General features: G+C 64.2%; 27 protein-coding genes. 8 read left to right on the top strand and 19 right to left on the bottom strand.

The window, feature by feature from the left end; all coding sequences use genetic code 11:
- On the top strand, positions 1-603 hold the full coding sequence (locus tag JAO85_RS09920; RefSeq protein ID WP_034351213.1) for an HD domain-containing protein: 603 nt from the start codon (positions 1-3) through the stop codon (positions 601-603).
- A gap of 140 nt (positions 604-743) precedes the next feature.
- Here JAO85_RS09920 and JAO85_RS09915 read toward each other — a convergent pair whose 3' ends face one another.
- On the bottom strand, positions 744-1,472 hold the full coding sequence (locus tag JAO85_RS09915; protein WP_012836579.1) for an aspartate/glutamate racemase family protein: 729 nt from the start codon (positions 1,470-1,472) through the stop codon (positions 744-746).
- Position 1,473: 1 nt separating this feature from the next.
- Complete coding sequence (locus JAO85_RS09910) at positions 1,474-2,355, bottom strand: amino acid ABC transporter substrate-binding protein (protein ID WP_202787996.1); 882 nt, start codon at positions 2,353-2,355, stop codon at positions 1,474-1,476.
- Positions 2,356-2,635: 280 nt separating this feature from the next.
- Here JAO85_RS09910 and JAO85_RS09905 point away from each other — a divergent pair, with 280 nt between their 5' ends.
- Positions 2,636-3,859, top strand: coding sequence for a D-amino acid dehydrogenase (locus tag JAO85_RS09905; RefSeq protein WP_202788087.1), 1,224 nt, complete (start codon positions 2,636-2,638; stop codon positions 3,857-3,859).
- 12 nt (positions 3,860-3,871) lie between these two features.
- On the opposite strand, the gene JAO85_RS09900 is transcribed toward JAO85_RS09905, so the two are convergent.
- On the bottom strand, positions 3,872-4,780 hold the full coding sequence (locus JAO85_RS09900; RefSeq protein ID WP_003065245.1) for a LysR substrate-binding domain-containing protein: 909 nt from the start codon (positions 4,778-4,780) through the stop codon (positions 3,872-3,874).
- 21 nt (positions 4,781-4,801) lie between these two features.
- Entirely contained in the window at positions 4,802-5,368 is a 567-nt protein-coding gene (locus tag JAO85_RS09895; protein WP_003065247.1) for a cob(I)yrinic acid a,c-diamide adenosyltransferase, read from the bottom strand.
- A gap of 184 nt (positions 5,369-5,552) precedes the next feature.
- On the opposite strand from JAO85_RS09895, the gene JAO85_RS09890 reads away from it, so the two are divergent.
- Entirely contained in the window at positions 5,553-5,921 is a 369-nt protein-coding gene (locus tag JAO85_RS09890) for an EF-hand domain-containing protein (protein WP_202787995.1), read from the top strand.
- Positions 5,922-5,945: 24 nt separating this feature from the next.
- On the opposite strand, the gene JAO85_RS09885 is transcribed toward JAO85_RS09890, so the two are convergent.
- A complete protein-coding gene (locus JAO85_RS09885) occupies positions 5,946-6,917 on the bottom strand; it encodes a BMP family protein (protein ID WP_202787994.1) in 972 nt (323 codons plus the stop codon).
- A 15-nt stretch (positions 6,918-6,932) separates the two neighbouring features.
- A complete protein-coding gene (locus tag JAO85_RS09880; RefSeq protein ID WP_202787993.1) occupies positions 6,933-7,931 on the bottom strand; it encodes a tripartite tricarboxylate transporter substrate binding protein in 999 nt (332 codons plus the stop codon).
- 299 nt (positions 7,932-8,230) lie between these two features.
- On the opposite strand from JAO85_RS09880, the gene JAO85_RS09875 reads away from it, so the two are divergent.
- The gene (locus JAO85_RS09875) at positions 8,231-9,658 is read left to right on the top strand and encodes an FAD-binding oxidoreductase (protein ID WP_202787992.1); all 1,428 of its coding nucleotides are present in this window, start codon (positions 8,231-8,233) and stop codon (positions 9,656-9,658) included.
- Positions 9,659-9,742: 84 nt separating this feature from the next.
- Here JAO85_RS09875 and JAO85_RS09870 read toward each other — a convergent pair whose 3' ends face one another.
- Positions 9,743-10,570, bottom strand: a complete 828-nt coding sequence (locus JAO85_RS09870) for a hypothetical protein (RefSeq protein WP_003065256.1) — start codon at positions 10,568-10,570, stop codon at positions 9,743-9,745.
- A 47-nt stretch (positions 10,571-10,617) separates the two neighbouring features.
- Positions 10,618-11,220: a tetratricopeptide repeat protein gene (locus JAO85_RS09865; RefSeq protein WP_003065258.1), complete on the bottom strand. Its 603-nt coding sequence runs from the start codon at positions 11,218-11,220 to the stop codon at positions 10,618-10,620.
- A gap of 197 nt (positions 11,221-11,417) precedes the next feature.
- On the opposite strand from JAO85_RS09865, the gene JAO85_RS09860 reads away from it, so the two are divergent.
- A complete protein-coding gene (locus JAO85_RS09860; RefSeq protein ID WP_012836569.1) occupies positions 11,418-12,170 on the top strand; it encodes a class I SAM-dependent methyltransferase in 753 nt (250 codons plus the stop codon).
- A gap of 6 nt (positions 12,171-12,176) precedes the next feature.
- Here JAO85_RS09860 and JAO85_RS09855 read toward each other — a convergent pair whose 3' ends face one another.
- The 5 genes from JAO85_RS09855 to JAO85_RS09835 form a co-directional block, all read right to left on the bottom strand.
- Entirely contained in the window at positions 12,177-12,512 is a 336-nt protein-coding gene (locus JAO85_RS09855; RefSeq protein WP_034382662.1) for a cytochrome c, read from the bottom strand.
- An 89-nt stretch (positions 12,513-12,601) separates the two neighbouring features.
- Positions 12,602-13,813 carry a sulfite oxidase gene (locus JAO85_RS09850; RefSeq protein WP_012836567.1) on the bottom strand — a complete coding sequence of 404 codons (1,212 nt, stop codon included), beginning with the start codon at positions 13,811-13,813 and terminating at the stop codon, positions 12,602-12,604.
- A 48-nt stretch (positions 13,814-13,861) separates the two neighbouring features.
- Positions 13,862-14,449 (bottom strand): hypothetical protein, encoded by a 588-nt coding sequence (locus JAO85_RS09845; RefSeq protein WP_034382659.1) that lies wholly within the window; start codon positions 14,447-14,449, stop codon positions 13,862-13,864.
- Complete coding sequence (locus JAO85_RS09840) at positions 14,446-15,006, bottom strand: RNA polymerase sigma factor (protein WP_012836565.1); 561 nt, start codon at positions 15,004-15,006, stop codon at positions 14,446-14,448. Before JAO85_RS09840 ends, JAO85_RS09845 begins: the two co-directional genes overlap by 4 nt.
- Positions 15,007-15,124: 118 nt before the next feature.
- Complete coding sequence (locus tag JAO85_RS09835) at positions 15,125-16,006, bottom strand: helix-turn-helix domain-containing protein (RefSeq protein ID WP_202787991.1); 882 nt, start codon at positions 16,004-16,006, stop codon at positions 15,125-15,127.
- 77 nt (positions 16,007-16,083) lie between these two features.
- On the opposite strand from JAO85_RS09835, the gene JAO85_RS09830 reads away from it, so the two are divergent.
- From JAO85_RS09830 to JAO85_RS09820, 3 genes are all read left to right on the top strand, one after another.
- The gene (locus JAO85_RS09830; protein WP_054073418.1) at positions 16,084-17,361 is read left to right on the top strand and encodes an MFS transporter; all 1,278 of its coding nucleotides are present in this window, start codon (positions 16,084-16,086) and stop codon (positions 17,359-17,361) included.
- A gap of 210 nt (positions 17,362-17,571) precedes the next feature.
- On the top strand, positions 17,572-18,858 hold the full coding sequence (locus tag JAO85_RS09825; RefSeq protein WP_003065272.1) for a M20/M25/M40 family metallo-hydrolase: 1,287 nt from the start codon (positions 17,572-17,574) through the stop codon (positions 18,856-18,858).
- A gap of 268 nt (positions 18,859-19,126) precedes the next feature.
- The gene (locus tag JAO85_RS09820) at positions 19,127-19,900 is read left to right on the top strand and encodes a class II aldolase/adducin family protein (RefSeq protein WP_202787990.1); all 774 of its coding nucleotides are present in this window, start codon (positions 19,127-19,129) and stop codon (positions 19,898-19,900) included.
- Between the two features lie 61 nt (positions 19,901-19,961).
- Here the strand turns inward: JAO85_RS09820 and JAO85_RS09815 are convergent, their stop codons facing one another.
- The 6 genes from JAO85_RS09815 to mnmG all read right to left on the bottom strand — a co-directional run bounded on the left by JAO85_RS09815 (position 19,962) and on the right by mnmG (position 25,669).
- A complete protein-coding gene (locus tag JAO85_RS09815; RefSeq protein WP_003065276.1) occupies positions 19,962-20,891 on the bottom strand; it encodes a ParB/RepB/Spo0J family partition protein in 930 nt (309 codons plus the stop codon).
- Between the two features lie 15 nt (positions 20,892-20,906).
- Positions 20,907-21,455 (bottom strand): alpha/beta hydrolase, encoded by a 549-nt coding sequence (locus tag JAO85_RS09810; RefSeq protein WP_034382651.1) that lies wholly within the window; start codon positions 21,453-21,455, stop codon positions 20,907-20,909.
- A gap of 52 nt (positions 21,456-21,507) precedes the next feature.
- Positions 21,508-22,278: a ParA family protein gene (locus tag JAO85_RS09805; protein ID WP_003059963.1), complete on the bottom strand. Its 771-nt coding sequence runs from the start codon at positions 22,276-22,278 to the stop codon at positions 21,508-21,510.
- Positions 22,279-22,290: 12 nt separating this feature from the next.
- The gene (locus JAO85_RS09800) at positions 22,291-22,902 is read right to left on the bottom strand and encodes a LysE family translocator (protein ID WP_034382649.1); all 612 of its coding nucleotides are present in this window, start codon (positions 22,900-22,902) and stop codon (positions 22,291-22,293) included.
- 143 nt (positions 22,903-23,045) lie between these two features.
- Complete coding sequence (gene rsmG / locus JAO85_RS09795; protein ID WP_012836558.1) at positions 23,046-23,708, bottom strand: 16S rRNA (guanine(527)-N(7))-methyltransferase RsmG; 663 nt, start codon at positions 23,706-23,708, stop codon at positions 23,046-23,048.
- Positions 23,705-25,669 carry a tRNA uridine-5-carboxymethylaminomethyl(34) synthesis enzyme MnmG gene (mnmG, locus tag JAO85_RS09790; protein WP_034382646.1) on the bottom strand — a complete coding sequence of 655 codons (1,965 nt, stop codon included), beginning with the start codon at positions 25,667-25,669 and terminating at the stop codon, positions 23,705-23,707. The genes rsmG and mnmG overlap by 4 nt, the downstream gene beginning before the upstream one ends.
- Between the last annotated feature and the right edge of the window lie 10 nt (positions 25,670-25,679).

The raw sequence follows: 25,679 nt of genomic DNA, 5'->3' as shown, positions 1-25,679 counted from the left end.
ATGAATGCACGGGCGAACTTTCTGCGCATGCAAGACAGCACGCGTGAAGACTGGCAGTTGATCGGCGGCGAATTTGCACAGTTCAGCCAGGGCCTGCCCGAGCGGGTGATGGCCCATCTGAAGCTGCTGGAAGGCGACTATGGCGGCTTTCCGGTGGACCGCTACACCCACTCCCTGCAAACCGCTACGCGCGCGCTGCGCGACGGCCGTGACGAGGAGTATGTGGTGTGCGCGCTGCTGCACGACATTGGCGATACCCTCGGGTCCTTCAACCACCCCGACATTGCCGCAGCGATCCTCCAGCCCTTTGTGAGCGAGGCCAATCACTGGATGGTCCAGCATCACGGCATCTTCCAGGGCCATTACTTCTTCCATCACATCGGCCTGGACAGGGACATGCGCGAGCAGTTCCGGGAACATCCGCACTACCAGCGCACGGCCGAGTTCTGCGAACTCTATGACAACCCGGCCTTCGATCCCCGGGCCGAGACCTTGCCTCTGAGTGAATTCGAGCCCATGCTGCGCCGCCTGATGCAGCGACCCCGGCAAAGCATCTACAAGGCCGCCATGGACTCGGAGATGCGGGACGCCCGGAAGTCCTAGCACGTGCCGGCAAACCACCATTAAAAGATGAGCTGACACCGTACACCCATCAACAGATATGGCCGTGATTCGATACCTATCCGTTGTGCATAAAGCGATTGCAGCTCATCTTTTTACAGGGCTTTGGCCCTCCCTCGCCGCTAATGCGCGTAGGCGTCCTGCGCCAGCGCGCAGGCCAGTATCCAGGCCGGGTCCACCAGCTCGGCGCCGCGGGCCTGCGGCGCCTGCGGCAGGGCCAGCGGAATCTCGGTGCAGCCCATGATCACGGGCACGGCGCCGTGGCGCTGCAGCAGCGGTGCCAGCGCCTCGCCGAAGCATTGCACGGCCAGCGGCATGTCGCCTTGTTTCACGCCCTCGTATATGCCTTGCATGAGCCGGGCTCGTCCCGCCTGTCCGGGGCGCAGCGCGGCAATGCCGCAATCGGCCAAAGCCGCGTCGTAGAGCCCGCTGTCATAGGTGCCGTCCGTGGCCAGCACCAGGGCCTGGCGCGCGCCGCCTGCCTTCAGGTACAGCGCCGTCTGCTGCGCGATGTGCAGCACGCGCAGCTGCGGGAAAAGCGCCTGTATCTGCCCATGCCAGGCATGGGCCGTGTTGCAGGCCAGGGCCACGCTGCGCACGCCCAGGGCCGCGAGCCGGCCCGCGCCCTGCAGCAGATGCGCAGCCGGGCCCTCAGGTGACTGCGGATCGCGGCGCAGCGCCTGTGTGCGATCGGGCATGGGCAGTTGCACCAGCCAGTGCTCGGGATAGGCCTGGTCATGCACGGGCAGGCCCTGGTCCTGCAGGTGCCGGGTGCAGGCCTGCACGAACAGGCGCACGAAATCCGCGCCCGCTGCAGGCCCCATGCCGCCGAGAATGCCGACCGCCTGCATCTCAGAACGCCGGCTTGTCGCCGCGCTCCTGCAGGTTGCGCTGCAGCTGCTCGCTCATGGGCAGACCCAGTGCCGCGTTCTTGGGCGGAATGGGCTGCATGAACCATTTGTCGTAGAGCCTGGCGAAGGCGCCAGACTTCATCATGTCGCCGATCACGCCATCCACCAGCTGCTTGAACTGCGGGTCGTCCTTGCGCAGCATGCAGGCATAGGGCTCGACCTGCAGCGCATCGGCCACGACGTGGAAATCCCTGGGATTCTTGGCGTTGGCGATCAGGCCGTAGAGCAGGATGTCGTCCATGCCGAAGGCCGCGGCGCGGTCGTTCTCGACCAGCAGAAAGCCGTCGGCATGGTCCTTGGCCATGACGATGTTCATGCCCCAGCCCTGCTCGGCATTGGCCTTGCGCAGCACCTGCAGATTGGTGGTGCCGGTGGTAATGGCCGCCGTCTTGCCCTTGAGATCGGCATAGCTCTGGATGCCCGAGCTCTTCTTCACCAGCAGCCGCGTGCCGGTGTAGAAGTGGTTGATGGCAAAACCCACCTCCTTGGCCCGCACCGTGTTGTTGGTGGTCGATCCGCACTCCAGGTCTATGGTGCCGTTGGCCAGCAGCGGCATGCGGTTTTGCGAGGTCACGGCCTGCCAGCGCACCTCCAGCGCGGGCAGGTTCAACTGCTTCTTCACGGCTTCGGCCACCGTCTGCGAAAGCTCCACGGTCATGCCTACGGGCTTGCCGTTGTCCAGGTAGCTGAAGGGCACGGAGGACTCGCGGTAGGCCAGCGTGATGCGCCCGCTGTCGCGCACCTTGGCCAGGGTATCGGCATGGACAGCGCCCAGAAAACCCAGGCCCAGTGCCGCACAAAGCACGGTGGAGTGAAGTTGCATGCGGTGTCTCCTCTTCGGTGGTGGATGTGCCGCCAGTGTAGAAAGCGCGCCAGGCTCCGGAGGATGACAATATCGGGCTGATCCATGCCCCTGGTTTATGGGTGGCTGCGCAGGCACCGCCATGCTCCGGGTAAACACCGCAACCGAGGGCCGCCCGGCCGCACGCATACATCGACATCGCGCGGGCAGACCATAACCTGGGTGCATACCCTGCATGCCAAATGCCATGGCTGCGCAGCCCCGTACGGGCCTACAGTGCGGCAGCATGGAGAAACGATCAATGCATGTCTGCATCGTGGGCGCCGGCATCGTCGGCCTGGCCACTGCCTATGCGCTGCAGCGCGCGGGCTGCCGCGTCACGGTCCTGGAGCGCGGGCCCGGCCCTGCAGCGGGCGCCAGCGGCGGCAACGGCGCGCAGCTCAGCTATTCCTATGTGCAGCCGCTGGCCGATCCCGGCATCTGGAAGATGCTGCCGCAGCTGCTGCTGGAAAAGGACTCGCCGCTGGCCCTGCGCCTGCGCGCCGACCCCGCCCAATGGGCCTGGGGACTGCGCTTTCTGGGCGCCTGCAATGCACGCGCCTCCATGGCCGGCACGCAGGCGCTGCTGAGGCTGGCCGCCGAAAGCCGGCAGGCTTTCGAGCGTCTGCAAGCGCAGGAGTCCCTGAGCTGCGCACTGCACACGCCGGGCAAGCTGGTGCTGTACCACACGCAGCAGGGCCTGGATGCCGCGGCCCGGCAGGTGGCCCTGCAATCGCGCCTTGGCGGCGCCAGCCAGCAGGTGGTGGATGCCACCGCCGCCGTGCGCCTGGAGCCCGCGCTGGCCGGCTACGCGGGCCGCATGGCAGGCGCCGTTCACACCCCCAGTGAAAGCGCTGCCGACTGCCGCCAGCTGTGCGAGCAGTTGGCGGCGCTGCTGGCCGCGCGCGGCGCCGAGCTGCGCTACGACACCGAGGTGCTGGGCTTCGAGCGCCAGGGCGACGCCGTCACCGGCCTGCGCACCGCCGCAGGCCTGCTTCCGGCCGAGCACTACGTGCTGGCCAGCGGCTGGGAAAGCCCGGCCCACGCGCGCCAGCTGGGCCTGCGCCTTCCCGTCTATCCGCTCAAGGGCTACAGCATCACTGTGGACATAGCATCCGACCACAACCAGGCCGCGCCGCGCGTGAGCGTGACCGACACCGCGCGCAAGGTGGTGTTCGCACGCCTGGGCGAGCGCCTGCGCGTGGCCGGCATGGTGGAGATCATCGGCCGCGACACACGCATCGATCCGGCCCGCATCGACAGCCTGCGCCGCTCCACGCAGCAGGTCTTTGCCCAGCTGCCGCTGCAGGGCTCGCTGCATCCCTGGAGCGGCATGCGCCCGGCCACGCCCACAGGCCTGCCCATCACCGGCCGCCAGCGCGGCGGCCCGCGCAATCTGTGGCTGCAAACCGGCCATGGCGCGCTGGGCCTGACGCTGGCTTTCGGCTCGGCACAGCGGCTGGTCGCACAGATGCACGCTGCCTGAGCGCGGGCCTGCTCAGGACTCTCTCAGAAGCTCCTGCAGGGCCTTGCGCATTTCCTGGGTCATGGCGCGCGCCAGCACCGAGCCCGGGCGTTGAGGCAGGCTCAGCGCGTTCACTCCCACGGTGATGCGCGGCAGCAGCGGCACCACATGCACTCGGCGCCGGTCGGCCGCCAGGGCCGTGCAGCCATCCATGATGGCCGCGCCCAGCCCGTATTCGGCCATGGACAGCGCCGCATGATAGGTCTGCACCGTCACCACGGGCGACAGCCCCACGCCATGCTCGCGGCAGGCCTGGCCCAGACGCATGCCCAGCGGGTCGCGCGCATCGAGCGCGACCACAGGCAGATCGGCCAGGTCTTTGAGTTCCATGCCTTCGGCGCGCACGCGCGAAGGCGGCAGCAGTCCCTTGGGCAAGACGCAGAACATGTCCACTTCGGCCAGCAGCTCGTGCTCCAGCGCGGGCTGACCCACGGAGCTGATCACAAAGCCCACATCGGCCTCCTGCAGCAGCAGGGCCGACACCACCTGCGGCGTGTGCAGCGCCTGCACGTGCACCTGGACCTGCGGATGGCGACGCCTGAAGCCCGCCACGGCGCGCGGCAGCACCTCGCGGCTGAGCGCGAATACCGTCAGCACATTGAGCCGGTCGGCCGACTGGCCATGACGCAGATTGGCGGCCAGGCGCTGCACCTCGTCGAGCTGCTCGAACAGCTTCTCGATATGCGGAAACAGGGCCAGCGCTTCATTGGTCGGCGTCAGCCTCCCCCGCGCGCGCTGGAACAGCGCAAAGCCCATCTGCAACTCGGCATGCTGCAGCGTGCGGCTGACTGCGGGCTGGGTGACGTTGATGAGGCGCGCGGCCGCGCTGACGCTGCCGGTCTGCATCACGGCATTGAAGACTTCGATATGTCGCAGACGCATGCCCGGCCTCCCGCCACCGCCTCACTCGGACTGCGCGCGCGCCAGGCGTTCGCTCTTCCAGTACACATCGTCGCCGCCGTCGAGGCGGTTGAGCACGCGGGCCAACACGAACAGCAGATCGGACAGACGATTCAGATACTGGCGCGGCGCAGCTCGCATGGCCTCGGCCTGCTCCAGCGCCACCACCTGGCGCTCGGCACGGCGCGCCACGGTGCGGCATACATGGGCCTGCGCGGCAGCACGTGTGCCGGCCGGCAGTATGAACTCCTGCAGGCGCGGCAACTCTGCGTTGTAGTGGGCCAGCGCGTTGTCGAGCTGCAGCAGTGCATCGTCCTTGAGCAGCTCATAGCCCGGCATGGACAGCTCGCCGCCCAGGTTGAACAACTGGTGCTGGATGTCGATCAGCAGGTCGCGCACCTCCTGGGGCATTGGCTCGCACAGCAGCAGGCCGATATGCGAGTTCAGTTCATCCACATCGCCCATGGCATGCGGGCGGCCGCTGTTCTTGGAAACGCGGGTGTTGTCTCCGAGGCCGGTGGTTCCGTCATCTCCGGTGCGGGTGGCGATTTGCGTGAGGCGGTTGCCCATGGGTCATCCCTTGTCAAAGCTGCGAGTTTTCAGGGCCGGAGCGGCCCTCAGATACTGCCGCCATTGTGCGTTACAGCCCGCAGGCAAATGTAGTCTGAGGCAACAGCAGGCAAAAGTGCTGGCCCTTTGCCGCCTCACAGGGTGCAATGCACTCATGTTATCGCATAGAGAAGGAATGCCATTCATGAACAAGAAGAATCTGCTCAATTGCAAGGTCTCGTCATTCGAAGTCGTCAGCGTGGTGCTGTTTTCTGCGCTCACCCTGGGCGGGGGCATGGCTTTTGCGCAAACCGGCGGCGGCAACGCCGGCAACAACAAGGAGCCTGCGCGCATCGTGCAGTCGGGTTCCGCCACCGGCGTGCAGCAGGCACCGACTGCAAAAAGCAGCGTGCAAGCGGCCTTCGAGCGTGCCGACGCCAATCGCGACGGTCAGCTCAGTGCGCAGGAAGCACGCCAGCTGCCTGTCATCTCCCAGCGCTTCGAAGAGATCGACAGCGACCGCAACGGCCAGCTGTCACGCACCGAATTCGACAAGGGCGCTCAGCAGTACTGAGGCCCTGCCGCGGCGCTTTCCTGATCACGCCGCAGCGCCGAGCTCCTCCTGCGGCAAGGCGAACTCGGCCCCGGCATAGTCCAGGTGAATCTCGAACTCGCGGCGCAGCAAGCGCTGCGCCCAGTCTTCGACCAGGCTGCGCTGCGCAGCACTCACCCCGGCCCCCATTTCCAGCCGAACCAGACTCGGCTCCTCGAGGCCGAAGGCACGATAGCCACCCAGCGGCAGCAGGCCCCGTGCATGGTCCTCGACGGCGCGAAACAAGGCCTCGCCGGAGTCGCAGATCGCCGAGGCTACAAACACCTCGGGGTCGCGCGCCACCCAGTCCAGCACATTGCCGATCTGCGCCACGCCATGTGCGCGGCAGGCCTGCGTCACACCGGGGCGGCCGCCATCCAGCATGGCAAACACAATGTCCAGATCCGTCTGCTCGACCATCGCCGAAACACAGGTGCGTGCCCAGCCCGGACGATGCTGGTGACCACAGAACTGGGTGACCAGCTGCCCCTCGAAGCCGGCGCGCCTGAGACCGTCCGCATAGGCCGCGCGGCCACGCAGACCCGGCGGCACCTTCTCGCCCGAGAAATGCCCCACCTTGCCCGTCTTGCTCCACTGGCTGGCCAGCACGCCGGCGAGGAAGGCCGACTGCTCCTGCAGCACCTCGTAACGCGCCACATTGGCTGCCGCCCAGCTGCCTTGCGTGACCGCAAAAGCCTGCTCGGGCCAGCGCTCGGCCAGGATCTGCACCGGACCGTCACCCTGACCGCCATGCGCAAGAATCAGCGCGTAGCGGCCGCCGCACAATGCGGACATTTCGGCGGCGCGCTGCTGCGCCGACTGGCCGGCCACCCAGAGCACATCGACCTCGTGGCCGGCATCTCTGGCCTTGTGGGCTCCACGCAGTCCCGACTCGTTGAAACTGCCCTGTCCTTCGGGGCCAAACAGCACCACGGCATAGCGCGGCTTACGGGGTGAATACAGTTTCTCGCTGCTCATCGTTGTCTCTTCTGCTTAAAGTTTTGCACCTGTCTTTTTCGCGATATCTCCCCAGGCCAGATGCTGGTCCGCAATCAGCTGGGTGAAGGCCTTGGATTCCATATCCCGGGTCACGAATCCCTGGGCTTCGAGCGTCTGTGCAAACTCGGGACGCACACTGATCTGCCGCACCGCGCTGGCGATTCTTTCGGCCAGCGCCCTGGGCAAGCCGGCGGGAGCCGAAATGCCGACGAAGTTTTCGGAGACCAGCTGCGCCAGCCCCAGTTCGGCCACGCTGGGCACCGCCGGTGCCTGCGCTACGCGGCGTGGCGATGTCAGTGCCAGCAGCTTGAGCCGGCCCTGCTTGTGCAGCGCGATGTTCTGCGGCAGGGCGTCGATCGCCAGCTTGATATGGCCGCTGAGCAGATCCGCACGCATGGGGCCGGCGCCGCGGTAAGGCACATGCTCCATGGACAGCTTGAGCGTCTGCGCAAACTGCTCGCCCACCAGATGCCCCACCGAGGCAGCGCCGCCGCTGCCAAAGGCCACGGGGGCAGGCTGCTCCTTGATCCAGCTCACCAGCTCGCTCAGGCTGTTGGCGGGCACCGAGGGATGCACGGCAAACACCGTGGGCACGGCGCCGATATAGGCCAGATGTTCGAAGCTGCGCAAGGGGTCGTAGCCAGGGCTTTGCAGCAGCGATGGCGCTATCGACAGCGCCGCCGAATTCGATACCAGCAGCGTGTAGCCGTCGTTGGCGCTGTGCGCCACGATCTGCGCGCCAATCGACGAGCCCGCGCCGGGCTTGTTGTCTATGACCACGCTCTGGCCCAGCTTCTCGGCCAGCGCGGGAGCCAGCACCCGCGCCACGATATCGCTGGAGCCGCCGGGCGGAAAGGTCACGACCAGTTTGATGGGCCGCGCCGGCCAGGCCTGGGTCTGCGCCGCACGCACATGCCATGCCGCGCCCAGCATGCCTGCGGCCGACACCCCGGCCAGCCCCTGAATGAATGATCTGCGACCCGTATCGCGCATAGCTTCGCCCTCCGAACTGCTTTTGGTTTGAAGCGAGCTCTGCAGCGCACGCCATGAGGCTTGCCAATATAGGCACACCCGGCACAAACCCTAAACACTGATTTCTCATTAGCTAGGGCGGAACTTATCTATGTACCCGCGCCAGACGGCTGCGCCACGACGAAACCGCGATCTCTGCCAGCTCCAATGGACATACGCCATGCGTAGCGATTGCGACCTTGAGCGGCATGGCCTAGTACCCAATACGTACATGCCCGGACCGGGCCAGGTGGTATTCTTTTTCTCCTCTGGAGACCCCGATGAACGCACCTGTTGCCCATACCTCGCTGCAGCCCGATTTCGTGCAGCGCCCCATCCCCGAAGAATTTCTGCAGGCTCTGCAAACACGTTTCGGCGGCCAGTGCTCCACGGCCTTGGCCGTGCGCGAGCAGCATGGCCGCGACGAAGGCGCGATTTCCGCGCCCCCTCCGGCAGCCGTGGTGTTTGCCGAATCCACCCAGGACGTGCAGGATGCCGTCAAGCTCTGCGACCAGTACGGCGTGCCCGTGATTGCCTATGGCGCCGGATCGTCGCTGGAAGGTCATCTTCTGGCCGTGCAAGGCGGCATCACCATCGACGTCAGCCGCATGAGTCGCGTGCTCTCGGTCAACACCGAAGACCTGACCATCACCGTGCAACCCGGCATCACGCGCAAGGCGTTGAACGAGGCCATCAAGGACACCGGCTTCTTCTTTCCCATCGACCCCGGTGCCGACGCTTCGATTGGCGGCATGACCTCGACCCGCGCCAGCGGCACCAATGCCGTGCGCTACGGCACCATGCGCGAGAACGTGCTGGCCCTGGAGGTAGTGACAGCCAGCGGCGAAGTGGTGCGCACAGGCAACCGCGCCAAGAAGAGCGCCGCCGGCTACGACCTGACCCGCCTGCTGGTGGGCAGCGAAGGCACGCTGGGCATCTTCACCGAGATCACGCTGCGCATCTACCCGCTGCCCGAAGCGGTGAGCGCCGCCATCTGCTCTTTCTCCAGCATCGAGAACGCCGTGCACACGGTGATCCAGACCATCCAGATGGGCATTCCCATCGCCCGCGTGGAACTGGTCGATGTGAACTCCGTGCGCATGGTCAATGCCTACAGCAAGCTGTCCCTGCGTGAAGAGCCCATGCTGCTGATGGAGTTCCACGGCTCCCCCACCGGCGTGAAGGAGCAGGCCGAGATGGTTCAGGACATTGCCCATGAATTCGGCGGCAATGCCTTTGAATGGGCCGAACGCCCCGAAGACCGTACGCGTCTGTTCACCGCGCGCCACAACGCCTATTTCGCGGCCGTCTCCAGCGTGCCCGGATGCCGCTGCATCACCACCGATGCCTGCGTGCCCATCAGCCGCCTGGCCGATGCGCTGCTGGAGTGCGTGACCGAAGCCGATGCCAGCGGCATCCCCTACTTCCTGGTCGGCCACGTGGGCGACGGCAACTTCCACTTCGGCTATCTGATCGACCCCGACAACGACGCTCAGCGCCAGCAGGCCGAGCAACTCAACCACACGCTGGTGGCTCGCGCGATTGCGCTGGGCGGCACCTGCACGGGCGAGCACGGCATCGGCATCCACAAGCAGGGCTTTTTGCTGGAGGAGGCTGGCGTTGGTGCGGTGCAGATGATGCGTGCCATCAAGCAGGCTCTGGACCCCAAGAACATCCTGAACCCGGGCAAGATCTTTCAGCTGCAGTGAGCCTCGCTCGCGCTTGCTGAAGACGCGCAAACCATGAAAAAGGGCCTGCAGTTGCAGGCCCTTTTCTGTTCTCGGATCGGCGCTTTACTTGCCGACCTTGAGTTGACCGCCGCGACCCAGGCCGCCCTTGACTTCCTGCGCCTTGTAGTTGCGCAGCGAGATCACCATGTTGTTGTAGGCATCCATGAAGGCGGCGACCGTGGCCTTGCCTTCGGGTGAGCGCGAGAAGCCGCCCAGACCTCCGCCCACGCCACCGCCGAACGCGCCCATGGCTGCGCCGAAGTTGGTGGCTGTGGAGTTGCCTTCGGAGATGGAGATCTGCACGCCAGAACGGATGTCGAACATGCTCAGCGTCACCACCGAAGCCTTGCTCTGCATGGCACCGCCGATCAGCGTACCCACATTGCCGAACAGACCGCCCACGCCCGCTGCCAGCTGACCGGTTGCATCGTTGTCGATGATGATAGAAGGCTCCATGTAGTAGTCGGCAGCCACGCGCTGGCCCTTTTGCTGCTTGGAGCCGGCGCGGAATTCACCGGAGTTGCGCTGCTTGTCGGTGATCGCCGACATCTTGCTTTCGGTGCGGTTGTTGCCGATGGAGGTGATCACAAAGCAGTTGGACTGCTGCACGGCCAGACGGATCAGGGGCTCGATGGTCGTGATCTTGGTGGCGGCGCCAAAGCTCGCATACCACTCCTTGCCGCGACCGTCGTCCACGGCCAGCGTACCCAGAGGAGCATCGCAACGCTCGAGCGTAGAGTTCGCATTCACGCTGGTTGCGCCGCCCGCTGCGCCAGTGGCAGCCGTGGGAGCCGTACCCGTGGAAATGGTGCCGCCGCCGGGGGTCACGCAACCGCCCAGTGCCAGGGCCGATGCGATGGCTGCCAGACGCAGCGTTGTCTTCTTGGACATAGTGATGCTTTCAAAAAAATAGAAAATGCTGCAGCGCTCACAGCGCCTCAGCGGTAATACCAACCCGACGAGCCCCACACCATGTAGTAGGGCGCGCCCACATACCAGCCATTCCAGGACTTGCGCTCATCCTCGATGGCCTGATAGCGTGCATGAGCATTCTGTTTGGCGGCTTGCGCCTGGGGCAGCAGGCGCTTGGCTTCCTTGAAGCCCTTGGCTGCAGCACGCGACAGCCAGGCCTCGGCTTCGGCGGGGTCCGGGCCCATTTCTTCAAAGCCCAGCAGATACAGACGGCCCAATGCAAACTGGGCCTGACCGTTACCGGCATCGCCGGCCTTGCGCATCCATTCGATGGCCTGATAGCTGTTGCGCTCCACGCCATCGCCGCGCAGATAGCGCAGTCCCAGGTCATAGGCTGCGCGAGGATCGGCCTCGGCTTTTTGCACCAGTGCCGCCAGGCGGCGCTCTGCCTCGGGATTGACGGGCTCGCCACGGAAAGTCGCGACATTGCGCGGCAGCTCGGAACAGTTATTACCTTCGCACAGGCGCACGGTGGGCGAAGCAGGTGCCAACTGCTCCTGCGGTGTCTGTACCGCGCATGCTGTCAATGCAAGAGCCGCCAATGAAAAGGTGGGGGCGAGCAGGCGCATGGATGTCTCCTCTGAATTCTCAGCCGCTGAAAGCCGAAAAGTATACATAAGCAAAAATCAGTAATTTTTACGACGAGTTGACAACACGCATACCCCACCAAAGAGGGGGATCACGCACAAAATGCAAAATCCCGACAAGGCCTTGCCTGCACTTCGGTGTCGTGGAGCCTGTGTATGACGGATACATTTCAAAACTCATGACAAAAAAATGGCTTGCCTCGACCTGGCCTCTGCCTGCACTGCTCGTCTGGCTGCTGGCCTGGGTGATTTTTGCGGGTCTGGCGCGCCTGCTGCCCTGGTGGCTGGCCCTGCTGGTCGGCGGCGGCTTCAGCACGGCGGCCAGTCTCTACGGGCCTAACTGGTGGCGCAGGCTCATCATTGCGGCCGGGTTTCCGCTGTCGTTTCTGGTGCTCAGCGCCAGCCAGTTGCCCGCCTGGGGCTGGCTGCTGCCTCTGGCCTTGCTGCTGCTGATCTACCCGCTCAATGCCTGGCGTGATGCCCCCGTCTTTCCAACGCCGTTAAATGCGCTCAAAGGACTGGCAGAGGTCGTGCAGTTGCCGGGGCAGGCGCTGGTGCTGGATGCCGGCTGCGGCATGGGCGATGGCTTGCGCGCACTGCGCAGTGCGCTGCCGCAGGCCCGCCTCAATGGTCTGGAATGGAGCTGGCCACTGGCGATTGCCAGCGCCCTGCGCTGCCCCTGGGCACGCGTGCGGCGTGGCGATATCTGGCTGGCCGACTGGAGCGGCTATCAGCTGGTCTATCTGTTCCAGCGGCCCGAAAGCATGGGCCGCGCCGCTGTCAAGGCTGCCACCGAGATGCAGCCCGGCAGCTGGCTGGTGAGCCTGGATTTCCAGCTGCCCGGCGTGGAAGCGACGGTATGCCTGCAAGGCAATAGCCGCCACAAGGTATGGATCTACGCCATTCCGCTGGATGGCGCAGAACGCAGCTGAGACGCTTTATTTGGCTCCGCCGCTGGCCTTGCTCACGTAGAGAGCAACGGCAGCGATATCGGCTTCGCTCATTGTGGCCTTGAAGGAGGGCATGGAGCCGATGCCGTCCTTCAGAGCACGCGCCACGCGAGCCGCATCGGGCTGCAACTCGTCCAGCACCGGGCCTATGGCACCTTCCGCACCAGCGTCCTTGAGGGTATGGCACACCGCGCAGGCAGGGACTGCAGCAGTGGTGAACAGCTCTTTGCCGCGCGCCATCTGGGCAGCCTGATCGGCATGGGCTGCAGTGCCCGCAAAGGCGGTCAAGAGCAGGGCGGCGAGGGTGTGGTTTGTCTTCATCATTGTTCTTGGAGAAATGCGATGCATCGGGGTTGGATCCCATGCCCTGCGTCCCTTCTTCCGGCACGGGGCATGGGCAGTGATTGCGACACTCAGGCCACAGTGACAGTCACGGCGTGGTCGGCCCAGCTGGTGTTGTTGTAGCCGCTCTGGTTTTCACCACGCGTTTCGGGCTGCACATTGCCCTTGACGTCGGTAGCGCGGCTGGCCAGGGTGTGAGTACCCTTGGGCAGCTGTACCTGCAGCACGAACTGGCGCCAGGCGTACTTGCCCATATCGGGGCCAATCAGGCGAGCCTGCTTCCAGGTCTTGCCGCCGTCGATGGAGACTTCCACCCCCTTGACGGCGTTCATGCCGCCGAAGGCCACGCCCTGAATCTGCACCAGGCCTGAGGCCTGGTTGCCGTCTTCGGGGATGGGGCTGTTGATCCAGGACTTGACGCTCATTTCCTGCACCGAAGGCTGGCTGGGGTCGCCCTTGCTGCCGGGGGGCGAGATGCGGTAGCCGTGGGACATGATGTGCGCTTCGCTTTCCTTGACGGTAAAGGCCAGCTGCTTGATGTACTTGATGTTGTTCACGCCGGTGTAGCCGGGCACGATCAGGCGCAGCGGGCCGCCATGGGCCAGAGGCACGGGCTCGCCGTTCATCTCCCAGGCCAGCAGCGCGTCCTCCATGGCCGACAGAGGCACGGAACGCTCCACCAGCACGCTCTTGGGGTCCAGTCCTGCGGGCAGCACCTCTCCGCCCGTTCCCGTCATGTAGACCATGCCGTCGGCCACGCCGCCCAGGGCCTTGACCACCTCGCGCACTGGCACGCCGCTCCAGACCACGCAGCCTGCAGCGCCTACGGTCCATTGCGTACCGCTGGGCTTGGTGGGGAAGAAGGCGCGGCCATTGCCCGAGCATTGCAGCACCATGGTCACCGTTTCCAGGCCCAGCTTCTTGAGCTCGCCAACGGTCAGCTTGGCGGGCTTCTTCACGCCATCAATCTGCACCGCCCATGCATCGCGATCGGCCACGATGGACTCGGAAGGCGTGGGCAGGTTGTTGCGCACATAGAGCTGGTTGGTGGGCGTGACCACGCTGGAGCCAAACGCGCTGCGCTTGGTCTCGATGGTGGTGGAGCTGTGCACGATCACGGCATCGGCATTCTTGAAGCCGGCATAGCCAGGTAGAGGCTTGGCTGCGGGTGCAGCGGCCTGTGCCATGGCCTGGCTCTGGAAGCTTGCCAGACCGGCTGCAGCCAGCGCACTGGCGCTACCGGCGAGCAGGCGGCGACGTGGCAGAGAGGTGGGTTGTTGCATGGGGTCTCCTCGGTAATTTTGGTGAATGATCAGAGCGAAAAATCCGGTTCAGCCATCGACTTTCTCTGGGGCCCCCAGAGCGCGCGATGCCACGGCCAGAGCCTGTTTCTTCTGTGCGATCAGCACCAGCGGACGGCCTTCTCTCGAACGCACCACCTTCCAGTAGCTGTTGGCCCACCAGCCCTGGCCGTCGGCCATCCGCTGGGGCTGCTCGAAGGCCAGCACGGTAACGATGCCGCCTTTTTCAAAGAAAGTGGTCAGGTGATAGGCGCGACTGCCGTCGATGTCGCAGGGCCGCATGAGCTGGGTATAGCCAGGCAGCTTCTGGTCGACAGGCCAGTCCATATGCCTGGCAATCTCGGCCTCCGGGATGAACTGACCACGCAGCGTGCGCTCGTAATACTCATGCTCGATGGCCGAGCGCACCATCTGCGGCGGGCGCAGGCTCAGCACGCTGCCCGCAGCGACGCTGCCGACGATCACTGCGGCACACAGCGCCTGCAGGCCACGACGGGCATGCCATGGCGTGTGGCGCAGCAAATGGGCCGGCGGCTCGCCGGGCTCGAAAGCCAGCGCCAGCTCGGCACGGGCACGCAGGTCGAAATCGGTGTCTTCGGGGCGGTCTTGGTGTTTCATGGTGCGCGCTTTCTCAGCGGTATCACGCTGGCAGCTGCGGAAGATTCAGTGGCGGCCCCGGCGGGATGGCGCGCCGGTTCCTGCAGTGCCGTCTTGAGCGCTTCACGTGCCCGCGCCAGGCGAGAGAGCACGGTGCCTGGTGCAATATCCAGCGCCTCGGCCATCTGGGCCGTGGGCATGTCGTCAAAGTAGTAAAGCACCAGCACTTCACGATGGATGGGGGCAATGCGGCTCAGCGCCTTGACCACGTCCAGTTGCGCATCGAGTGCATCGTGATGATTCACGCCCTGCTCGCAGGCTTCATCCAGAGACTCGGTCTGCGATTGCACAGGATCGAAGTGCCTGAAGGCATGGCGGCGCATGATCTGGAACAGCCAGGCCCTGGCCATGCTCTGGTCGCGCAGCTGGTGGCGAAAGCGCCAGGCGCTGGTGAAGCAATCCTGCACCACATCCTCGGCCGTGGCGCGAGAGCCCGTCAGCGCCCAGGCGCTGCGCAGCAAAAAGCGGTAGTGCTCGCGCACCCACTGGTTGTAGCGCGACTCGGCGGAGAAGATCATGGTGCTAATGAGCGCAGGTTTGCAGCTTTCATTCCATGCCGCTGCAAATATTGTTTGAGGCTCCGCCCCTCAAAATAACAAGAACAGCCTCAAACCCTTTTGCACAAAGCGCTAGCAGCTATACATTTTGCGCATGCATGCCGAAAAATTGTGCCGGAGGCATACCCACCGTGCGGCGCACCATGGCGCTGAAGGCGCTGGGACTGTAGTCCAGCTCGGCCGCAATGCGCTGAATCGGCCAGTTGCGCGCTGCCAGGCTGACGGCATGGGCCAGCACCACCTGCTGGCGCCACTGGGTAAAACTGCATTCCAGCTGCTGGCGAAACAGTCGCGCCACCGTGCGCGGACTGGCCCCGGTATCGCGCGCCCAGTCCTCCAGCGTCTCGTAGCGCGTGGGATCGGCCAGCACGGCCTCGCAGAGCTGGCGCAAGCGCTTGTCCTGGGGCAGGTTCACGCCCAGCTGCACGGCACTGGCACGGCGCAGCTCGTCGAGCAGGAGCTGGCTCAGATGGTGCTCGCGTGCCCTGTCCTGCTCGCACAGTTGCTGGCTGTCATCGGGCAGCGTGGGCAGCTCGCGCACCACGGCGCGCAGCAGATCCGAGGCATTGAGCACCCGGCACTGGCGCCAGGCCGCCTCTTCGCCGGGGGCCACATCGGGGCCACAACGCCCCTGGGTCTGATAGAAGTACAAGGTGCGCAGATCGGCGCTTTCCACCATGGTCACGGCATGCTCCATGCCCGGCGGCACCCACAGCACGCGCGAGGGCGGCACGATATAGGTGCCCTGCGCTACCGTCAGGCGTATGGTGCCCGTGGTGGAGATGGCCAGTTGCCCCCAGGAATGACGGTGCGGCTTGACCTGGGTGTCGGCCTCCAGCCAGCGGCATTTGGCCCGCACCGGACGCTGTGCCGTGGGTATGTAGAGATGGGGTGTCAGCGTCTCCACATAGGCGCTGGCCTTGCCTGCGCGCAGGGGCTCGGGGTCGTGGAGGCTGGACATGATGGTTGGCTGGCTTGCGATAGCAATTGGCAGACTATCGCATACAAGACGCGAGCAGTCTGCCTAAGATGCGACATATGAACCGCCCTGCCTCCACAACACCTCAAAACCAGGCGCCAGAGACACTGCGCAGTGACGCGCGCACCATCAGCCTCATCGGTCTGGCCCATGGCTCGTCGCATTTCTTCCATCTGCTGCTGCCGCCGTTGTTTCCCTGGCTGATCAAGGACTTCGGCTACAGCTATGCCGAGCTCAGCGTCATGGTCTCGCTGTTCTTCATTGTTTCCGGCACCGGCCAGGCACTGGCCGGCTTTGCGGTGGACCGCTTTGGCGCACGCCCGATTCTGTTTGCCGCCCTCGGCAGCTTTGTGGTGGCAGGCCTGATTGCCAGCACGGCCCAAGGCTACAGCATGCTGCTGGCAGCCTCCTTTTTTGCGGGCCTGGGCAATGCGCCCTTCCACCCCGTGGACTTCACCATCCTCAACAAGCGCGTGTCGCAGCAGCGCATAGGCCATGCGTTCTCGGTTCATGGCCTGTCCGGCAATCTAGGCTGGGCGCTGGCGCCGCTGTTCATGGCGGGCATCACCACGGCCACGGGCTCCTGGCGCCTGGCCTGCCTGGGCGGAGCCCTCTGCGCAGCCGTGGTGCTGGCCATCATGGTCTTCAACCGCGACGCGCTCGATGATCGCGCCGAATCCGCCGGAGCTGCCGCCAAGCCGGCCGCCGGAGCCATTGCCGCACCTCAGGAACACCCCATGGCCTTCATGAAGCTGCCATCGGTGTGGCTGTGCTTTTCCTTCTTCTTCTGGAGCACCTGCGCGCTCAGTGCCATTCAGAGCTTTGCCAGCCCGGCCCTGCAATCCATGTACGGCCTGCCGCTTTCCGTGACGGCGCTGATCGTCACCGGCTATATGCTGTGCGGCGCTGCCGGCATGGTCGTGGGCGGCTTTCTGGTTGGCCGCGTGCAGCGGCTGGAGAAGGTGATCTCCATCTGCATGCTGGGCTCGGGCCTGTTGCTGTTTGTCGTCGGAACGGGCTGGCTGCCCGGCATGGCGGCGGTGGTCGTGGCCTCAGTCGCCGGTCTGGGCACGGGCCTGGCCGGCCCCTCGCGCGACATGCTGATCAAGCGCGCAGCGCCCCCCGGCGCCACGGGCCGCGTCTACGGCACGGTGTATTCGGGCCTGGATCTGGGCTTTTGCCTGGCGGCGCCGGTCTTCGGATACATGCTGGACCACCAGATGACCAACGCCGTGTTCTACGGCTCGGCGATTGCGCTTGTACTGTCTGTGGTCTCGGCCGTCATCGTCGGCGACGGAGTGAGCAAAAAGACCAAATCCCATCTGGCGGCGGCCTGAGCAAACGGCGCAACCCACCAAGCCCTGCCCGCGCAAGCTGCAGGGCTTTTTTGTCGGCGCGAGAGATCAAGTTACCCTGGTATTTATCCCTAGGCCGGCAGCCCGGAGGCCGCAAACACGGCTGCTAAGCTGAATTCCCTCGGCGGCGCATCACGCCGCTTTCCTGCCGCGGCCCTATCCGGGAGCGGCCCGCCCCCAAGGAGAATTTCTATGCGTTGGAACACGCCCTCTGCCCCTTTGCTGCGCGCCCTGCCCCTGGCCCTGGTGCTGGCCTTCGGCTCTGCCCAGGCTGCCCCTCAGGCCGAATGGCTGGAGCATGCGAAAAAGGAGCAGCAGCCCTATCTGGATACGCTGCGTGATCTGGTGCATATCGAGTCCGGCAGCAAGGATGTGGCGGGTGTGAAGAAGATCGCCGAGTACATCGCCGGCAAGCTGCGCGCCCAGGGCGGCAAGGTCGAGGTGATCGAGCCCAGCGACATCTACCGCCTTGATGACACGCCCGAGAAAGTCGGCCCCATGGTGCATGCCGAATTCAAGGGCAAGGGCAGCAGCCGCATCATGCTGATCGCGCATATGGACACCGTCTATCTGCCCGGCATGATCAAGGACCAGCCCTTTCGCATCGACGGTGACAAGGCCTATGGCCTGGGCATTGCCGACGACAAGCAGGGCGTGGCCCTGATCATGCATATCGTGCCCCTGCTCAAGAAGCTGGGCATCGAGGACTACGGTACGCTCACGGTGCTGATCAACGGCGACGAGGAAATCAGCTCGCCCGGAGCACGCAGCACCATCACCCGACTGGGGGCCGAGCAGGACGCTGTGTTCAGCTTTGAAGGCGGCGGCACCGACGGCAGCCTGCGCCTGGCCACCAGCGGCATCGGCGCCGCCTACCTCAAGGTCACGGGCAAGGCATCTCATGCGGGCGCCAAGCCCGAAGACGGCGTGAATGCGCTGTACGAGCTCTCGCATCAGTTGCTGCAGATGAAGGATCTGTCCCAGCCCCAGGACGGCCTCAAGCTCAACTGGACGGTGTCCAAGGCCGGCACCAACCGCAATGTGGTGCCCGCCGAAGCCACGGCCCAGGCCGATGCCCGCGCGCTGCGCGTGGCCGACTTCACGGCGCTGGAAAAAGCCATGCAGGACAAGATCGGCAACAAGCTGCTCCCCGCCAGCAAGGTGGAGCTGAAATTCGAAGTGCGCCGCCCGCCGCTGGAGGCCAATGCCACGGCACGCAAGCTGGCCGCCCATGCCCAGGGCATTTATGAGCAGGAGCTGAAGCTGCCCATGAAGGTCATGGACAAGGCCACGGGTGGCGGCACGGATGCGGCTTTCGCGGCCCTCAAGGCCAAGGGCGGCGTGATCGAGGGCTTCGGCCTGTCGGGCTATGGCGCGCATTCCAACGATGCCGAATACGTGCAGATCAACACCATCGCACCGCGCCTGTATCTGGCCGCCCGCATGATCCAGGACCTGTCGCGCGGCCAGATCAAGTAAGCGCTTTTGATAGCGGCTTTCGCCTGATCTGCTGCTGTTTCCATATAGAAGCGATCTGAAAATCAAAAGGAGCTTGCGCTGCAAGCTCCTTTTTTATTTCCAGCTACTTACGCGAACAGGAAGACACAGCCGTCATTTCCATCGAGAGCACACCATGCCTGATCTGAATTGGCGTAATCCGTATTTCCAAACTTCTGTCGCCTAGCCAACAGACCGCTGGCGCGCGAGTCTCTACATTCATCGAATCAACGATGAAGGAGAGTCGCCCGTGAGCCAAGAGCCCTTGAACATCCCCAGCGTGCAGCATCTGGTCAGCCCCGAAGAGTGGCAGCTGCGCGTGGATCTGGCCGCCTGCTACCGGCTGGTGGCGCTGTACGGCTGGAGCGATCTGGTCTTCACCCACATCAGCGCGCGGCTGCCGGGCCTCGGACATCACTTTCTCATCAACCCCTACGGGCTGATGTTCGACGAAATCACGGCCTCCTCGCTGATCAAGGTGGACCTGAGCTGCAACAAGCTCATGGACTCGCCCTTCCCCGTGAACCCGGCCGGCTTCGTCATCCACAGCGCCGTGCACGAGGCGCGTGCCGATGCGCAATGCGTGATCCATACCCACACGCGTGCCGGCGTGGCCGTTGCGGCCCAGAAGCAAGGTCTGCTGCCCATCAGCCAGCAAAGCACCTTTGTCCTGGGGTCCCTGGCCTATCACGTTTACGAAGGCGTGGCCTTTCGCGAGGACGAGAAGCCGCGCCTGCTGGCCGACATGGGCGAGGCCAACTTCCTCATGCTGCGCAACCACGGTCTGCTGACCTGCGGCCCCACGATTGCCGATGCCTTTCTGTCCATGTACGTCTTCGAGTCCGCCTGTCAGATCCAGATCTCTGCCCAGTCCGGCGGCGCCGAACTCACCGAGGTCGATCCGCAGATTCTGCAGGGCATCGCCCATGCCATGAAGGTACAGACCGGCGGCATGGGCGGCCAGTTTGCCTGGCCCGCTCTGCTGCGCAAGCTCGACAGAATCGACCCCGGCTACCGCAGCTGAACGCTGCGCGCGCGCAAAAAAAGAGCATCCAGAGGATGCTCTTTTTGCTTGGCTCGAAGAATCAGACCTCGCCGCGCAGCTTTTCGATGATGCCGTTGAGCTCCTCCAGCGAGCCGAACTGGATGGCGATCTCGCCCATTTCCTGCTGCTTGCCGTGGCGACGCACGGTCTTCTTGATGCGCACCTCGACATCGGCCGTGAGCAGGTCGGACAACTCTTCCTCGATGCGTTTCACGTCGCGCGACTTGCCATCCTTCTTGGCTTTCTGGCGCGTCAGATTGAACTCTGCACCGATTTTCTTGACCAGCGACTCGGCCTCGCGCACCGACATCTTCTTGGCCGCGATCTGGTTGCCGGCCGTGATCTGGGTGGCACGGTCCAGCGTCAGCAGCGCCCGTGCATGGCCCATGTCGATATCGCCGGCCATCAGCATGGTCTGCACGGGCTCGGCCAGATTCAGCAGACGCAGCAGATTGGTGGCGGCGCTGCGCGAGCGGCCCACGGCCTGCGCGGTCTGCTCGTGGGTCAGGCCGAACTCCTTGACCAGACGGGCCAGCCCCTGCGCCTCTTCCAGCGGGTTCAGGTCTTCGCGCTGAATGTTCTCGATCAGCGCCATGGCCGCAGCGGCCTCGTCGGGCACTTCGCGCACCAGCACCGGTACCTCGGACAGACCCGCGATATGCGCGGCACGGAAGCGCCGCTCGCCGGCAATGATTTCGTACTTGCCAGCGTTGTCGCCCCTGGAGAGCTGGCGCACCAGAATCGGCTGCATGATGCCCTGGGCCTTGATGCTCTCGGCCAGCTCATACAAGGCACCTTCGTCCATACGGGTGCGCGGCTGGTACTGGCCGGCCACCATCACATTGAGCGCCAGGCTGCTCGGCAGATTGGCCTGCTGCCCGCTCGCAGCGGCCTGCTCTGCTTCACTGACCTTGGGGCCCAGCAGGGCTTCCAGACCTCGTCCCAGGCCCTTGGGTTTCTTAGTCACCATTGCTGAATTCTTTCTTTAAAGGGAGAGCAGCAGCTCATGCCCGGCTTCCCACAGTCCCAGTCCGCTGGCCGTGTTGATATGGCCTGCGGCGCCCGCATTCACAAAACGGCTACCCCAGCCCTGTGCCATGGCCTGTGCGCGCGCTACAGAGCAATTGGGGTCGTTCTCGCTGCCCACCAGTATCGACGGGAAGGGCAACTTTTGCAGCAGCACGGGCGACCAGCCCGGCAGGACGCCGCGCAGACTCTCCTGCTCGGTGTCGCCGGGTGCCACCAGCAACGCACCACGCACCTTGCTTCTGGCAACCTGAGAATGTGCCGCCCACCAGGACACCAGCACGCAGCCCAGGCTGTGCGCCACCAGGGTGACGGGAGCCGGAGCGTCGAGCACGGTTTCCTGCAGGCGAATGCTCCAGTCGCCGCGCAGCGGATGCTGCCAGCTATGCTGCTCCAGCCGCTGGTAGCCATACCGGTCCTGCCACAGACTCTGCCAATGGCCGGGATCGGAGTTCTGCCAGCCGGGCAGCAACCAGACATGCTGCGGGTTCAGTGCTTCAGAGGTCATGACGGTTGGCGATGGCTGGATGGGAGACTGGGAGCTGTTTCACGTGAAACACTCACATTTTCTTGATGCGGCGCACCATCTCTTCGGCGAACTCGACAAAGGCCTTGCTGCCCTTGGCCGAGGCATCGAACACCACGCCGGGCAGGCCGTAGCTGGGTGCTTCGGCCAGGCGCACATTGCGCGGAATCACGGTATCGAACACCTTGTCGCCGAAATGCTCCTTGAGCTGGTCGCTAACCTGCTGCTGCAGCGTGGTGCGCGGATCGAACATCACGCGCAGCAGACCGATGATCTGCAGGTCGGGATTCATATTGGCATGCACCTGCTTGATGGTGTTGACCAGATCGGTCAGGCCTTCCAGTGCAAAGTACTCGCACTGCATGGGCACGATCACGCCATGCGCCGAGCACAGACCGTTCAGAGTCAGCATGGACAGCGAAGGCGGGCAATCGATCAGCACGAAGTCGTAGTCGGCGGCCACGGCCTGCAGAGCGGTCTTGAGGCGCTCGTTGCGGCGCTCCAGCGAGACCAGCTCGATCTCGGCACCCGACAGCTCGCGGTTGGCGCCCAGCACGTCATAGCCGACCTGCTCGGACTTCTGAGCCACTTCCTTGACGCTGGCGTTTTCCAGCAGCACATCGTAGACCGTCAACTCCAGCGCGCGCTTGTCCACGCCGGAGCCCATGGTGGCATTGCCCTGCGGGTCCAGGTCGATCAGCAACACACGCTGGCCGACCTTGGCCAGACCGGCTGCAAGATTGACCGTGGTCGTGGTCTTGCCCACTCCACCCTTTTGATTGGCAACGCAGAAAATTTTGGCCATTGAACTTCTCTTTTAGTTGGCGGCCAGCTTGAGGCCAAAACCGATCAAAAACACACCGGCTGTTTTTTCCAGCCACTTCACCACGGCCGGGTTGGCACGCAAGCGCTCGGCCAGCACCGTGGTCAGCGTCACCACGATGACGCTGTAGATAAAGGTAATTGCTGCCACCGTGGCTGCCATCACACCAAAGGTGATGGCGCCCTGATGCCGGGCCGGGTCCACGAACATGGGAAAGAAGGCCATGTAGAACACGATGGCCTTGGGGTTCATCAGGGTGATCAAAGCACCCTGGCGGAAATACTGGCGCGGCTGGATTTCAATGGCCGGCGCATCGCCAGGCTTGGCCGTGAGCAGCTTGTAGCCCAGCCAGGCCAGATAGGCCGCCCCCACCCATTGCACGGCATGGAAGGCCGCCGGATAGGCGGCCAGCACCGCAGCCACGCCGGCTACAGCCAGCCACATCAGCACCTGGTCGGCAGCCATCACACCCAGACAGCAGGCGACACCGGCTCTCCATCCGCCCTTGCCCGTGGAGGTAATCAAGGCCAGATTGCCTGGTCCAGGGATCAGCAAGAAGACGGTAACGGCGGCTGCAAAAGCGCCGTAATCAGAGATGCCAAACATTCAAACCCTGCGCGATGGAAAACAGCAAGTTTATGCGAGGGCCGTGACCGACGCATCTGCATTGCACAGATGTTGCCTGACACAGTATGTAAAAAGGCACTTTGCTCCCCTTGGAAACAAAGTGCCCGACCAAGCTTTACCGCTCAAGAAGCCAGTTTCAACCAGATCACGCAGCGCTCGGCATCCAGGCCGGGAACCTGTAATGGTTCCACGTGAAACACTTTCACATCGGCAGGCAGCGCAGCAATTTCCTCATCTGGGTGCTTGCCCTTCATGGCAAACCAGATGCCGTCCTCGGCCAGAGCCTTGCGCGACCAGGTGGTGAAGTCCACCAAGGACGCAAAGGCGCGGCAGCTGATGACCGGATACCGGGTCTTGAGGTTTTCCACCCGGTCATGAATGCCGCGCAGATTGGGCAGGCGCAAGGCTGCAGCCACCTGCTGGATGAAAGCGGCCTTCTTGCCCACGGTATCCACGCAGTTCACATCGATCTGCGGGCAGCAGATGGCAAACACCACACCGGGCAGACCACCGCCGGAGCCCACGTCCAGCAGCGGCAGGCGCTTGCCCTCTTCCAGCGGCAGGCGGTTCACATGCCGCAGCAAGGCGGGCACGGCGGCCAGGCTGTCGAGCAGGTGATGCGTCAGCATCTCCTGGGGATCACGCACCGACGTCAGGTTGTAGACCTTGTTCCATTTCTGCAGCAGATCCATGAAGGACATCAGCAGATCGATCTGCGCCGGAGCCAGCTCCAGCTTCAGTGCCTGAACGCCCTGCTCCAGTTGGGTACGCAAAACCTGGCTCATGCGGAAGCCTCTTCGTTCTGATTGGCAAAGCCCTTGAAGCCGCCTTTTTTCAGATGCACCATGAGCAGCGAGATGGCGGCAGGCGTCACTCCCGAAATACGCGAGGCCTGACCCAGGGTTTCGGGCCTGTGCTTTTGCAGCTTCTGGCGCACCTCGAAGGAAAGTGCCGCCACCTGCATGTAGTCGAAGTCCAGCGGCAGACGCAGGCGCTCGAAATGTGCAGCACGTTCGACTTCATCCTTCTGGCGGTCGATATAACCAGAGTACTTGGCGGCAATCTCCACCTGCTCGATCACTGGAGCGCTGAGCTCGCCCAGAGCCTCGGGCTGCACATCGGCACTGGCGTACTTGCCCTGGTTCATGCCCATGAGCTTGTCGTAATCGACTCCGGGGCGACGCAGCAGGTCGAACAGGTTGTATTCGCGCTCCATGGCCTTGCCCAGCACGCGCTCGGACTCTTCCGCAGCCACAACGCGCGGGTTCACCCAGGTGGACTTGAGGCGCTCTGTTTCACGTGAAACAGCATCACGCTTGCGGCTGAAGGAATCCCAGCGCGCATCGTCGACCAGTCCCATCTGGCGGCCCGCTTCGGTCAGGCGCATATCGGCATTGTCTTCACGCAACTGCAGGCGGAACTCGGCGCGGCTGGTGAACATGCGATAGGGCTCGGTCACGCCCTTGGTGATCAGATCGTCGACCAGCACGCCCAGATAGGCTTCGTCACGACGCGGCATCCAGGGGCCTTCGCCACGGCACTGCAGCGCTGCGTTCAAGCCGGCGAACAGGCCCTGGGCGGCCGCCTCTTCATAGCCGGTCGTGCCATTGATCTGACCCGCAAAGAACAGACCTTGAATTTGCTTGGTCTCGAAACTGCTCTTGAGCGAGCGGGGATCGAAATAGTCGTACTCGATGGCATAGCCGGGACGCAGGATATGCGCGTTCTCCAGACCCTTCATGCTTCGCACCAGTTCGTACTGGATGTCGAACGGCAAGCTGGTGGAGATCCCGTTGGGGTAGAACTCGTGCGTGGTCAGGCCTTCGGGTTCCAGAAAGATCTGATGGCTTTCCTTGTCCGCAAAACGGTTGATCTTGTCTTCCACGCTGGGGCAGTAACGCGGACCTACACCCTCGATCTTGCCGGTGAACATGGGACTGCGGTCAAAGCCGCTGCGGATGATCTCGTGCGTGCGCGCATTGGTGTGCGTGATCCAGCAAGGCATCTGCCGGGGATGCATGGCACGGTTGCCCATGAAGCTGAATACAGGCACTTCACCCTCGTTCACGCCGCCAGGCATGCCGTCGCCGGGTTGTTCCTCGCACTGGCTGAAATCGATGCTGCGGCCGTCGATGCGGGGGGGCGTGCCGGTCTTCAGGCGCCCCTGTGGCAGCTTGAGTTCCTTCAGGCGTGCCGACAGGCTCACGGCCGGAGGATCTCCGGCACGGCCTGCGGCATAGTTGTTCAGGCCCACGTGAATCTTGCCATCGAGGAAGGTGCCCGCCGTCAGCACCACGGTGCGGCTGCGGAACTTGAGACCCACCTGGGTGACGGCACCGACCACGCGGTCGCCCTCCACCATCAGATCATCCACGGCCTGCTGGAAGAGCCAGAGATTGGGCTGGTTTTCCAGCATCTCGCGAATCGCGGCCTTGTACAGAATGCGGTCGGCCTGGGCGCGCGTGGCGCGTACGGCCGGGCCCTTGGAGCTGTTCAGGATGCGGAATTGGATGCCGCCCTTGTCTGTCGCCAGGGCCATGGCGCCGCCCAGGGCATCGACCTCCTTGACCAGATGGCCCTTGCCGATACCGCCGATGCTGGGGTTGCAGCTCATCTGCCCCAGGGTTTCGATATTGTGGGTCAGCAGCAATGTCTTGCTGCCCATGCGCGCAGCGGCCAACGCAGCCTCGGTGCCGGCGTGGCCGCCACCGACCACGATCACATCAAATTCCTGTGGGTACAACATATTCCTGCTC

Source organism: Comamonas sp. NyZ500 (assembly GCF_016772095.1).
GTDB classification, from domain to species: Bacteria; Pseudomonadota; Gammaproteobacteria; order Burkholderiales; family Burkholderiaceae_C; genus Comamonas; species Comamonas thiooxydans.
Note: the sequence above shows the minus strand (reverse complement) of the source record. Positions and strands in the feature narration are given on the sequence as shown.